This is a genomic window from Pseudomonadota bacterium, assembly GCA_026388255.1.
Taxonomy (GTDB): Bacteria; Desulfobacterota; Syntrophorhabdia; order Syntrophorhabdales; family Syntrophorhabdaceae; genus JAPLKB01.
This window is the reverse complement of the sequence record JAPLKC010000125.1, coordinates 1-11,601: the sequence shown is the minus strand read 5'-3', so window position 1 is coordinate 11,601 and position 11,601 is coordinate 1. Positions and strand designations below refer to the sequence as shown.

Annotated in this window: 11 protein-coding genes; all 11 read left to right on the top strand. The window is 46.9% G+C overall.

Translation table 11 applies throughout. The features are described 5' to 3' along the window. The first annotated feature begins 208 nt into the window (after nucleotides 1-208). The 11 genes from NT178_17680 (at nucleotide 209) to cas2 (ending at nucleotide 11,272) form a co-directional block, all read left to right on the top strand. Nucleotides 209-661: a four helix bundle protein gene (locus NT178_17680; GenBank protein ID MCX5814352.1), complete on the top strand. Its 453-nt coding sequence runs from the start codon at nucleotides 209-211 to the stop codon at nucleotides 659-661. Between the two features lie 264 nt (nucleotides 662-925). Next, on the top strand, nucleotides 926-1,297 hold the full coding sequence (locus NT178_17675) for a four helix bundle protein (protein MCX5814351.1): 372 nt from the start codon (nucleotides 926-928) through the stop codon (nucleotides 1,295-1,297). Nucleotides 1,298-1,613: 316 nt separating this feature from the next. Next, on the top strand, nucleotides 1,614-2,438 hold the full coding sequence (locus NT178_17670) for a Bro-N domain-containing protein (protein ID MCX5814350.1): 825 nt from the start codon (nucleotides 1,614-1,616) through the stop codon (nucleotides 2,436-2,438). A 365-nt stretch (nucleotides 2,439-2,803) separates the two neighbouring features. Continuing rightward, complete coding sequence (gene cas5, locus NT178_17665) at nucleotides 2,804-3,466, top strand: CRISPR-associated protein Cas5 (protein ID MCX5814349.1); 663 nt, start codon at nucleotides 2,804-2,806, stop codon at nucleotides 3,464-3,466. Nucleotide 3,467: 1 nt separating this feature from the next. Beyond that, entirely contained in the window at nucleotides 3,468-5,528 is a 2,061-nt protein-coding gene (locus tag NT178_17660; GenBank protein MCX5814348.1) for a hypothetical protein, read from the top strand. A gap of 13 nt (nucleotides 5,529-5,541) precedes the next feature. Next, nucleotides 5,542-6,429, top strand: a complete 888-nt coding sequence (locus NT178_17655; protein MCX5814347.1) for a type I CRISPR-associated protein Cas7 — start codon at nucleotides 5,542-5,544, stop codon at nucleotides 6,427-6,429. 185 nt (nucleotides 6,430-6,614) lie between these two features. Then, complete coding sequence (locus NT178_17650; GenBank protein ID MCX5814346.1) at nucleotides 6,615-8,621, top strand: CRISPR-associated protein; 2,007 nt, start codon at nucleotides 6,615-6,617, stop codon at nucleotides 8,619-8,621. Nucleotides 8,622-8,636: 15 nt separating this feature from the next. After that, nucleotides 8,637-9,209, top strand: coding sequence for a four helix bundle suffix domain-containing protein (locus NT178_17645; GenBank protein ID MCX5814345.1), 573 nt, complete (start codon nucleotides 8,637-8,639; stop codon nucleotides 9,207-9,209). 7 nt (nucleotides 9,210-9,216) lie between these two features. Beyond that, complete coding sequence (gene cas4 / locus NT178_17640; protein MCX5814344.1) at nucleotides 9,217-9,885, top strand: CRISPR-associated protein Cas4; 669 nt, start codon at nucleotides 9,217-9,219, stop codon at nucleotides 9,883-9,885. Further along, on the top strand, nucleotides 9,882-10,913 hold the full coding sequence (gene cas1c / locus NT178_17635; GenBank protein ID MCX5814343.1) for a type I-C CRISPR-associated endonuclease Cas1c: 1,032 nt from the start codon (nucleotides 9,882-9,884) through the stop codon (nucleotides 10,911-10,913). The genes cas4 and cas1c overlap by 4 nt, the downstream gene beginning before the upstream one ends. A gap of 68 nt (nucleotides 10,914-10,981) precedes the next feature. Continuing rightward, entirely contained in the window at nucleotides 10,982-11,272 is a 291-nt protein-coding gene (cas2, locus tag NT178_17630; protein ID MCX5814342.1) for a CRISPR-associated endonuclease Cas2, read from the top strand. Nucleotides 11,273-11,601 lie beyond the last annotated feature (329 nt).

The following is an 11,601-nucleotide window of genomic DNA, read 5'->3' as shown; positions in this document are numbered from 1 at the left end:
TCGACTTCGAGCATTTTTTGGTAACCCTTTCGTCAAGAAAAAGCGTTCCGACCTGACATCTGAAAAAACTCAGGAAATTCCACCCGGTAATTGCATTAAATTGCCGCTTAAAACTGTTGATTGAAGAGTTAAAACGACAGTATACTTTTTAAAGTCAAAGAAACACTATATTTTTAAATGGTTGTATTAAAACAATGTTGGGAGAACAATGACGGGCAAGCACTTTGAAGACCTTGAAATCTGGCAGGAAGCACGAAGACTTACGAACAACATATACGACATAACACAGCAACCCGCATTTTCAAAAGACTTTAGCCTCTGCGATCAGATCAGAAAGGCATCCGTTTCCATAATGTCCAATATAGCAGAAGGTCGAGAATGCGGCGACAATAAAGAATTTATCCGGCTCCTCTCAATCGCTAAAGGGTCATGCGGAATAGTGCGGAGCCAATTGTATATCGCCCTCGACCAGGGATATATTGATGCCGGGGAATGCGAAGAACTGATTAATAAATTCAAAAAACTATCTGCCACAATACACAAATTCATAATCCATCCGAAAAAAACTCCTCATAAAGACACCAATGAACGGCCAAACCGGGGAAGCATTAAAAAAGAGCTTGAAGCAATACTTAATGAAGTGGATAAAGAAAAAGCTTAACTATCCTGAGTTGCTTGAAGGGTTTCAATTTTAGACATACTGTTGTCAGTGCCATAGTATATAACTTCCATAGATTCAATTTTTTGTTTGTATTAATCAGATTAGAGTTGTAGAGTTTTTTATACAATAACACGGGGAAGTTGGTTCAATAGTGAAAAAATGACGAATGACGATTGTCAAATTACGAATGAAAAAAACCATTTTGGTTTTCAGGGATTACATTCTACATTCGGAATTCGACATTTCAAAGGGGAGACGTAGGAAATGACAAATGACAGTGTAAATAAGCTTAAAGAAAGAACACAACGATTTGCGATTGAGACAATCCGTTTTTGTGCTGGCCTTCCTAAAACGCAGGAATTCCTGGTTATTGGGAAACAGTTAATAAGAAGCTCATCCTCAGTTGGAGCCAACTATCGGGCTGTATGCCGGGCAAAATCCAGGGCTGATTTTATTGCAAAATTGTCAATAGTTGAAGAAGAAGCCGACGAATCAGTATATTGGCTGGAAATACTTGAGGGCTTGGGTATTGGCGACAATGCTACCCTAAAAAACCTCAAAAGTGAAGCAGCGCAGCTTGTAGCGATTATTGTAGCATCAAAGAAAACAGCAAGAGGAAGAAGAAATGACGAATGACGATTGTCAAATTACGAATGAAAAAACATCTTGGGTTTCAAGGGTTTTACTCGAAACTCGAAACTCGAAATTCGACATTTTCAAGGTTCGACATTCGACATTTTCAAGGGTTTTACTCGACATTCGCAATTCGACATTCTACATTTTCAAGGGTTTTACTCGAAACTCGAAACTCGAAATTCGACATTTTCAAGGTTCGACATTCGACATTTTTAAGGGTTTTACTCGACATTCGCAATTCGACATTCGACATTTTCAAGGTTCGACATTCTACACTCGACACTCGACATTCGACATTTCATAAGGGAGGCATAATTTGGAATCTCACATAGCGGTTTTTAAAGGTAAGGAAATCAGAAAGACGATTCATAACAGTGAGTGGTGGTTTGTCATTGTTGATGTCGTTACTGTGCAGACAGATTCAATAGACCCATCAGGGTATATCAAAGATATGCGTCGTCGTGACGCAGAGTTATCCAAAGGGTGGGGGCAAATTGCCACCCCCCTTTGGATCGAAACTCCCGGTGGAAAACAGAAGGTCAATTGTGCCAACACGGAAGGGATTTTCCGCATCATCCAGTCCATTCCCTCACCCAAGGCAGAACCATTCAAACGCTGGCTGGCAAAGGTTGGATATGAACGGGTGCAGGAGATTGAAGACCCTGAACTGGGAACGAAGAGAACCCGGGCTCTCTATAAAGCAAAGGGTTATTCTGATGACTGGATAGAAAAAAGGATGCGGGGAATTGCTGTTCGCGGCGAATTGACCGAAGAATGGAAGAATAGAGAAGTCGGGGCCGAACATGAATATGCCATTCTAACTGCCGAGATATCCAAAGCCACCTTCGGGCTGACTCCACCAGAATACAAAGATTTGAAGGGGTTGGAACGTGAAAACCTGTGTGATCACATGACCGACCTTGAACTGATCTTTTCAATGCTCGGCGAAGCTGCCACAACTGAGATTACAAAAACCCAGGATGCCCAGGGATTTGATGAAAACCGTACCGCCGCCAAAAAAGGCGGTCGGATAGCCGGTGATGCCCGTCAGGAATTGGAAAAGGAAACAAAGAAAAAGGTTGTCACATCGGAAAACTATCTGGCAATATCTCAGAAGGATAAAAAGAGGTTGCCGAAATGAAAGAACGTTTAAGCCGCTTGAGAAAGGATACAAACTCTGTACGGGCAAGCGTGGCGAAAACGTGATAATAACCATTAAACGTGATAATAAACGTGATAATAACTTATCTCTTGAAGAGGGGCTGTGCTGATGACTGAACCTTCAGGTGCACAGACGTGAGCCCCTGTGGCAGAATAAGGGGAAATAGATGATTCGAAAATACTACGCTCATAGTTTACCGGGAAGCCCACAGGAGGAATGGCAGCCCCTCGAAGACCATTTGAAAAATGTTGCGGAAATGGCAAGAGGCTTTGCGGAGGAATTCAGAGCGGGGAGGTGGGGGTTTGATTGCAAATGCTAAAGAAAAATGGAGGTGATTAAGTATGATGGGTAAGGGTTACGAGATTGAAATGGAAATATCAGGAAACACAGCAATGTGGACACGCCCGGATACGGGCGACTGCCCTGTAAGTTATCCGGTACCGACGTATTCAGCGGTTAAGGGCATTTTTGAATCGATTCTGTGGGGGCCAGCGGTGCATATTGTTCCGACAAAAGTAGAAATATGTGCTCCTGTCCAATATCATAACTACCAGACGAACTATGGTGGGCCTCTTCGGAAGTCAGGTGTCATTGCTGGCGGGGGTGGATTCCAACTTCTGGCGACGGTACTAATTGACGTTTGTTATAAACTGTACGCGGAGGTGTTGCCAATCCCTAAGGCATTAAAAGATCGAGTGCCGGACAAGGCGCAGCAATGGGATGGGAAAACAACATCGCCAGGACATGCATATCGGGATATCTTTGGCCGCCGTCTCAACCGAGGGCAATGTTTTACCATACCGTTCCTGGGATGGAAGGAGTTCGGGCCGAGCTATTTCGGAGCATTGCGTGAAACAACAGAAGTACGGGCAGATATCAGCATGGTTATTCCCTCTATGTTGCGGGAAGTTTTTTCCGAAGGCTATGCGTCGCGATGTGCCTTCACCTATGAACAGGACATTAAGATAACTGCTGGAGTGATGACGTTTTCCGGGCAAGGAGGCTAATATGCTGAATGAACTTTATCACCTTTCTGTGGCGCTTGAGAAGGCGGGTATTACCCCACGTGACTGGCACAAAGATTTGAAGCCTCTGCCAAACGCTACGCCAAAGAAACCATGCTACAAAATTTTGATTAATTCCGATTGCTCTATCTCAGGAATTGAACCGATGAAAGAGGGTGTGGCTGAGTATCTTCGAAAGTGGGAGCCAAGCAACGGCAATTCCTTTCCGGGCTTCAATATTCAGCCGCTTTATCGCATAGCAAATGAAGATAGGAAGAAACGCTTGAAAAAGTGGCGGGAAGGCAAGGAAACAATTGATCTCGTGGAACTCAAAAACTGGTGCATCGAAACGCAATCTCAAAATTGGGATGTAAGAACCGCTAAGAAGTTGTCCAAATGTCTGGGAGAAACGCCTGACCAATTACGGCAGCAATGCGGAGATGTTCCCGAGGATTTTGTTTCTGTGAAAAAACTCTTCGAAAGGGTCAGCGCGTGGAAGGGTGACGATACCGGATTCTTTCAGGGGTTGGAATCCTGCATATGGGCGGCCCTTGAAAGAGGCCAGAATGTCTCGTTCCTTCTTCCTGTTTTAGCCCACGAAGGCTCCTCAGGCAAGAAACCAGAAGACGATCGGGGCTCGATATCGGTGTTTCTGGATGTGCCGGACTGGGAGGAGTATCCGGTGGCAAACGAAGAAACTATCGGGTGGATCAACATACGTCTCCTTCAAACCCACGCTTCTATCGTGATTAAAGCTGATAATCAAGTGGATGATGCCTTTGGTTTTGAAAGTAATGAATCTGATGGTAAGCTGCCTGATGTAAAACTTCCTTTTATCGGGAAAGTAAAGCTCCGGGCAATGAACAGCGAATCGCCTTGTCAATATCGATATGGGACGATTGATGACAAATCCTTTCGGATAGGGGCGTACAGTCGTAAGCGCGCCAAGGGTGCTCTCGAATGGTTAGGTTCTGAAGAGCGTGAGGGGGCAACCTGGGGTCGTGCTGATGGGAAAGAATTAATCTTTGCCTATCCTGCAATTATGCCTAAAGCACCTATTATGCTTGCAGCATGTTTTGGAGCACGCAAGGTGGACGACAGTGGAGCTCGGTTTGAAAATTACGCAAAAGATATTATTAAAAGCCTCAAGGGGTTGGCGCTGTCTCTCAAGGATATTGAACTTCGGGTATTTTCTCTTCGCAAAATGGACAATACAAGTGCCAAGACCAAAGTGGTTTTCCATCGCAATTATTCTGCACAGCGTTTGGAAGACGCCGCAAAGGAATGGCAACAAGGTTGCTCTAATATCCCTTCCGTGCGGATAAAGGCATGGGGTAAGGAAAAGGGAGAGATTGTTCTGTCCAGTACGGAAACGCCTTTTCCGCTCCAGATAGCTGAGTGTCTCAATCGTGTTTGGAAGCAAGATGGAACAACCAAGTGTGAGGTCAAAGCCGCCCAAAAATCTGACGGTATTGAACTTTTGCTCGATGAGAGCACAATCCAACGTATAGTTCCGCATTTGCTGACGGTGGCATTGCAGAATGGTATAGGGCTTTTTCTTTCATTGGGAAACAGCTTGCATCGTAATGAGGTATTTAAACTCGACGGATTCAATAAACACAAACAATTGATGCCGGCGATTCTAGGGATTCTGCTCTGGAAGCTTGGCATCGGAAAGGAGGCTTATATGAATAACCCGCCCTATCTTGTTGGAAGAATGCTAAAACTTGCCGATGAACTCCATACGTTATACTGCAAGGAGGTTCGTAAGAACAGCCTTCCCCCTCAACTACTCGGTAATGCCTTGATGGTTGCTGCGCTTAACAGCCCAATACAAGCGCTTGCTCAACTGGCTTTACGTATTGTGCCATACTTGGGTTGGGCCAGAACAAATGCGACGGAATCTGCCGGACTTTCACGATATGTGCTCAAGGAGTTTGGGCTACTCGAAGGTAAATTGCGTGATATGGCATTGCCAACCCGTCTTGACGATCCGGGAAGAGCGCAATTGCTTCTTGGTTACATTTCCAGCAATGCACAAACAGAAGATCCTACAAATAACTGAAAAGGAGAATATTATGAACGACAACATAAAACGTGCTACCGGCCTTTTGGTCATCGAAGTAGTAAATTCCAACCCTAATGGTGATCCTGACCGTGAGAGTGATCCACGCCAGCGCCCGAATGGTCTTGGTGAAATTTCTCCGGTCTCCTTCAAACGCAAGCTTCGCGATTTAGTCGAAGATGCCGATGGGGAGGTATTTAATGCCGTGTGCAAAAAACTGGGGTTTATTAAGGAGGACTTCAAGATTCTCGAATCAAGAGGCCGCGTTAGAGGGGATATAATCGCAGAAATGGGCGAAGACATAAAGGATTTTAATCAAGATAAATTTTTAAAAAGCCCATTTGTTAGGAAATATTGGGATGGTCGTATTTTTGGAAACACCTTTCTCCAAGAAGGCGGGAATAAGGGATATATCAAAACCGGCGTTGTTCAATTTGTGATGGGGCTTTCGATAGCTCCTATCCTAATTCAACGACACACCAATACAAATAAGGCCGGAGTGGAGGAAGGCAAAACTCAAGGCATGGCCCCCCTTGCCTATCGCGTGGTTGAACATGGCGTTTATTGTATGCCGTTTTACATCAATCCAAGCCATGCACGCAAGTCCGGGTGTACACAGAAAGATATTGATTTGCTCAAAGCGCTCATTCCTTACGCTTACGATCACACCCGTTCTGCAATCCGCCCCGATGTACGCATACGACACGCCTGGTATATGGAGCACCAGAATTCTCTTGGCAGTTGCGCCGATTGGAAATTAATTGATGCTCTGGCTCCAAAACGCAAAGGAGACGATCCCGAGAAGCCTTCGACCGCATGGAGCGATTACAATGTGCCGGATAGTCTTCCGGCTGATTTAAAGGAAAAGGTTTCTTTCGATGATTTGATGAGTAATATCTAATGTTGTTGGCACACAGTCCTGACTCAGAGCGAGGAATCCCGGCTCAAGACTACGCCACACATGTCGACGGCGTAGTCAACCGGGCTACCAAGGCGGCTGACGAGGCGGCCCGGTATGCGTCCTGCGATGGAGAGATTCTTAGGAATGCCGTTCCCCTTGCTGCGGAGTTTCACGACTTAGGGAAGTTGGACGATGAAAATCAGGAAGTGCTGTCCGGAAAACACAAGGCGAAAAAATTGCCGGTCCAGCACACCGATGCCGGAACCGCATACTTGTTGGATAAGCTTCAAGTTATATCCGGTGCCGCTCTTGTCCGTTCTCATCATATCGGGTTGCCCGATTTCGTGGAGGAAAAGAATCGCTGCGCAAAGTTTTTTAGGGATGATGATGTCCTCGAGAGGGTGAACCGAACGCTTCCCGAACTTTCTCGCTTACACGAGGAAACTTGGCTGTCAACGGGGGAAAGAGGACAATTTGCCGATGTAGTAACGGGTGACGCATCTCTTTTTTTCCGCATTGCACTCTCCTGTCTTGCTGACGGTGACCATTCCGACACGGCTATCCACTATCAAAATCAGACTGCTGATGAGCCGATTGTCGCATTACGTCCGACTGAGCGCTTGGCCTCACTGGACAGATATGTCGAGACCCTGAAAAAAGATGATGACCGTTCGCGTCTCCGTTCAGAGGTCTATATGGGCTGCCGCGATGCCTCAATCCAAGCAAATATCGTCTCTTGTGATAGTCCGGTTGGAACGGGCAAAACTACAGCGGTAATGGCACATCTGCTGTCGCAGGCGGAGAAACGCCATCTTCGACGGATTATTGTTGTTTTACCATTTACCAACATTATCACACAATCCGTTGAAATATATCGTAAGGCGCTTGTCCTCCCTGGTGAGAATCCGGAACTGGTAGTTGCGGAGTTGCACCATCGGGCGGATTTTCAAGATATACACTGCCGACAATTCACAGCTCTTTGGAAAGCCCCGATTATTGTGACCACAGCAGTAAGTTTCTTTGAAACACTGGCGTCAAACACTCCTGCCACATTGCGACGGCTTCACAATCTGCCGGGCAGTGCAGTTTTCATTGATGAATCCCATGCAGCGCTACCTGCCAAGTTGCTGCCGTTGGCGTGGCGCTGGATCAAGGGTTTCGCACATGAGTGGGGAAGTTATTGGGTTCTGGCATCCGGCTCGCTTAACCGTTTTTGGAATATTGAGGAATTCGACAAGGAAAAACCGGATATCAGGGAAATCATGCCAATGGAATTGCGCGACCGTTTGGCAAAATATGAAAAAGGTCGGATAACGTACAAATTCCATGACACCCCCCTTGGAACAAGAGAACTCGTAGAATGGGTGGCGTCTCTTCCTGGACCACGAATAGTTATTTTGAATACGGTGCAGAGCACAGCAGCAGCAGCGCGCGAGTATGAAAGGTGTTATCAGCGCTCGTCTGTAGAGCATCTATCCACAGCACTTACACCGTTTGACCGGGATAAAACACTTGCCCGAATAAAATCACGGCTGGCGGATACGAACGATACCGATTGGTCGCTTTTTGCCACTTCATGTGTCGAAGCTGGGATTGATTTTTCTTTCAAAACCGGGGTGCGTGAAGCAGCCTCTCTGGTTTCCCTGCTTCAAACCGCAGGACGGGTCAATCGCCACAACCATATTAATGCGGAGACCGTTTGGACTATTGTGCTCAAGGAAAAGGAACTTCTCAAAACGCATCCTGGCATGAGCGATTCTTCTAAGGTTTTGCTTGAGCTAATCTCGGAAGGGTGTCTAATATCCCCCGATCTTTGCACAAATGCTCTTAAACGTGAAATCCGGCTTGCCGGAACTTTTTCAAATTCACTGCTGAAGTCGGAAGAAGGATTGCGGTTTCCGCAAGTTGAAAAGGACTTTCGGGTCATTGCGTCTGACACTCGAATCGTTATTGTTGGCGAGGAAATGGTTAAAAAACTGGAGAGCCATCTCCCGGTTAATTGGCGGGACATACAAAAATCATCTGTGCAAATATGGGGCTATCGTCTCGACGATCTGCGCATTCCCGAAGTTTTAGGGCATCCGGGAATATATAAGTGGACTTATGCCTATGATGATTTCATCGGCTATATGGCAGGTATTCTTTCTATAGAAGAGATCAAGCAGGGCATTGGGGATGCATGTGTAGTATGACGAGGAGGATAGTCCATGTCCACTGAAACCCTCATCCCGCCTCACGGAGGATATCGCGAATTGAAGTCTTACCAGATGGCGGAGATTATTTACGACGCCACGACGGTATTTTGCGACCGCTTTATCAACAAGCGGTCAAGAACTCATGACCAGATGGTGCAGGCGGCACGGAGCGGCAAGCAGAATATTGCCGAGGGCAGTATGGCCTCCGGTACTTCGAAGAAGACTGAACTTAAGCTCATCGGTGTGGCACGGGCAAGCTTGGAAGAACTACTCCTTGATTTTCAGGATTTTCTGCGGCAGAAAGATTTGCCCCTTTGGGGCAAAGATCACGCCAAAGCGAAGGAAGTCAGAGCTTTGGCGTATAGGTCCAATAAGTCCTATTCGACCTATAAGACCTATTTTGAAAGCTCTTCCCCCGAAGCTTCTGCCGAGGTTGCCGCTAATGCTGCGATTTGTGTGATTCACCAGGCAAACTATCTCCTCGACCAGCAGTTGAAGGCTTTGGAAAAGGCATTTCTGGAGGAGGGCGGATTCACGGAAAGGCTCTACCGTGTCCGGTCACAAACAAGAAAAGGGAAACAATAGGTCCTATATGACCAATACGACTTATAAGACCTATACCGAAAGCAAAGATTCCCAGGATGATCTCATTATGATTTCGGCGCTTGCTCATTTTTACTATTGTAAACGCCGATGTGCATTGATCCATATTGAACAGATCTGGAATGAGAACGTCTTCACTGCCGAGGGCAGGATCATGCACGAGCGTGTGCATGAGGAAGGGGACGAGTCAAGGGGTAATGTGAGGATTGCAAGGGGTGTTCCGTTGCGATCCTTGAGGTTGGGATTGATCGGCAAGGCCGATGTGGTGGAGTTTCACCGGATTGACAAGCAGACCTGGCAGCCTTTTCCTGTGGAGTACAAGCGGGGCAAACCCAAACCGGACTACTGTGATTCGGTGCAACTTTGCGCGCAGGCCATCTGTCTGGAAGAGATGCTGTCTGTTGCAGTCCCTCAAGGGGCTCTTTTTTATGGCAAGACACGCAGGCGTCTCGATGTAGCTTTTGATGAAGTCCTTCGCAAGGAAACTGAGGAAACAGCAGACAAGGCTCATCTGTTGATCGCCTCCGGTACAACGCCGCCGCCGGTTTATGCGAAGCGCTGTGAAAGCTGTTCCCTCATCGGGGAATGTCTGCCGGAAAAGATAGGGAAACATTCTTCTGTAAAGCGTTATCTCATGCGTATGATGGAGTCGCCATGAAAAAACATCTCAATACCCTTTATGTGACCACGCAGGGGGCGTACCTTTCCAAAGAAGGGGAGACGGTCGTCGTCAAGATTGACGGCGAGGTACGTCTGCGCATCCCCGTACACACCATCGGCGGGATTGTCTGTTTCGGCAATGTCGGGTGCAGTCCTTTTTTGATGGGTTTTTGCGCTGAAAATCAGGTAGCATTGAGTTTCTTAACGGAACATGGCCGGTTTCTGGCGAAGATTCAGGGGGCTGTCTCAGGGAATGTTCTTCTCCGCCGGGAGCAGTACCGGAAGGCAGATGACCTTGCATTTTCTGCCGGGGTTGCCAAATTCATACTTACCGGAAAGATTACAAATTGCCGGACCATATTGCAAAGGGCGCTTCGGGACCATGGAAACAAGATCAATGAACAGGAGCTGCGTAACGCCGTAATGCGGCTTAACCGGCAGCTTGAATTTTTCGATCAGGAATATCCCTTGGATGTCCTGCGGGGATTAGAAGGGGACTCGGCGCATATCTATTTCAGCGTCTTTGATCATCTGATTGTTGCGCAGAAAGAGACGTTCCGTTTCGATGAACGTAACAGGAGACCGCCCCTCGACAACGTAAACTGTCTTTTGTCCTTTATCTATACGCTTGTGATGCACGATGTCCGGTCTGCTCTCGAAACGGTGGGACTGGACCCGGCTGTAGGTTTTCTCCACCGGGATCGGCCAGGAAGACCGGGACTTGCCCTCGACCTGATGGAGGAATTCAGACCCTTTATTGCCGACCGACTTGCGCTTTCACTTATTAACCTTCAACAGGTTCAGGGCAAGGGTTTCAAAAAGATGGATTCCGGGGCTGTCATTATGAACGATGATACAAGGAAGACCTTGCTTGTGGCCTACCAGGAAAGGAAACAGGAAGAAATTACCCATCCTTTTCTTGGTGAAAAAGTTATGATCGGCATAATATTCCATATTCAGGCGCTCCTCATGGCCCGGTATTTGCGGGGCGATCTGGACGGATATCCGCCGTTTATATGGAAGTGAAAAAGACAGCGAAAGAGGCAGTGAATAGTGAATAAAAGAAATAACAGATTAAAGATAAAGAGGGAAAAATGCTTGTATTAGTCAGTTATGATGTTGCGACGACAGACCCCGGAGGTTCCCGGCGCTTGAATCGTGTAGCAAAAGCATGTCAGGATTATGGCCAGCGTGTGCAGTATTCCGTATTTGAATGTATTGTCGATCCTGCACAGTGGGCTGTTTTGAAACAGCGGCTTACGGATGAGATCAATCAGGAAAAAGACAGCCTGCGTTTCTACTACCTTGGGTCTAACTGGCGACGGCGGGTCGAGCATATCGGCGCAAAAGAAACGATTGATCAGGAGGGGCCGTTAATAGCATGAAAAAGGTCTGCGAACCCCAAGCTGACATGTTTTTCCAGGGGTATTCGCAAGAGTTGTAAGGTATTAAGATAACGAGGTTTTTTTAAAGTAGTTCTTTGACAACCTAATAAGGAGACAGTGATTTTGGCGGGACACGCGGAAAACACATAATTTGTTGTTTTGTTTTGAATAGATGCAAGAAGTATGTCGCCCCCCGCGCGGGGGTGTGGATTGAAACAGATAAAGACTTATCGGCCTCGCTTATGGGCGGGGTCGCCCCCCCCTCACCCTGCCATCTCCCTCAAGGGGCGAGGGAATCTGCGCTCCCCGAAACAGAGCTTCGAGGAATC

Bases quoted from the DNA above. Each gene is read 5' to 3' on its own strand.
- NT178_17645 (MCX5814345.1), top strand. From the start codon at position 8,637: ATGTCCACTGAAACCCTCATCCCGCCTCACGGAGGATATCGCGAATTG.
- cas4 (MCX5814344.1), top strand. From the start codon at position 9,217: ATGACCAATACGACTTATAAGACCTATACCGAAAGCAAAGATTCCCAG.
- cas1c (MCX5814343.1), top strand. From the start codon at position 9,882: ATGAAAAAACATCTCAATACCCTTTATGTGACCACGCAGGGGGCGTAC.
- cas2 (MCX5814342.1), top strand. From the start codon at position 10,982: ATGCTTGTATTAGTCAGTTATGATGTTGCGACGACAGACCCCGGAGGT.
- NT178_17660 (MCX5814348.1), top strand. From the start codon at position 3,468: ATGCTGAATGAACTTTATCACCTTTCTGTGGCGCTTGAGAAGGCGGGT.
- NT178_17675 (MCX5814351.1), top strand. From the start codon at position 926: ATGACAAATGACAGTGTAAATAAGCTTAAAGAAAGAACACAACGATTT.
- NT178_17680 (MCX5814352.1), top strand. From the start codon at position 209: ATGACGGGCAAGCACTTTGAAGACCTTGAAATCTGGCAGGAAGCACGA.
- cas5 (MCX5814349.1), top strand. From the start codon at position 2,804: ATGGGTAAGGGTTACGAGATTGAAATGGAAATATCAGGAAACACAGCA.
- NT178_17655 (MCX5814347.1), top strand. From the start codon at position 5,542: ATGAACGACAACATAAAACGTGCTACCGGCCTTTTGGTCATCGAAGTA.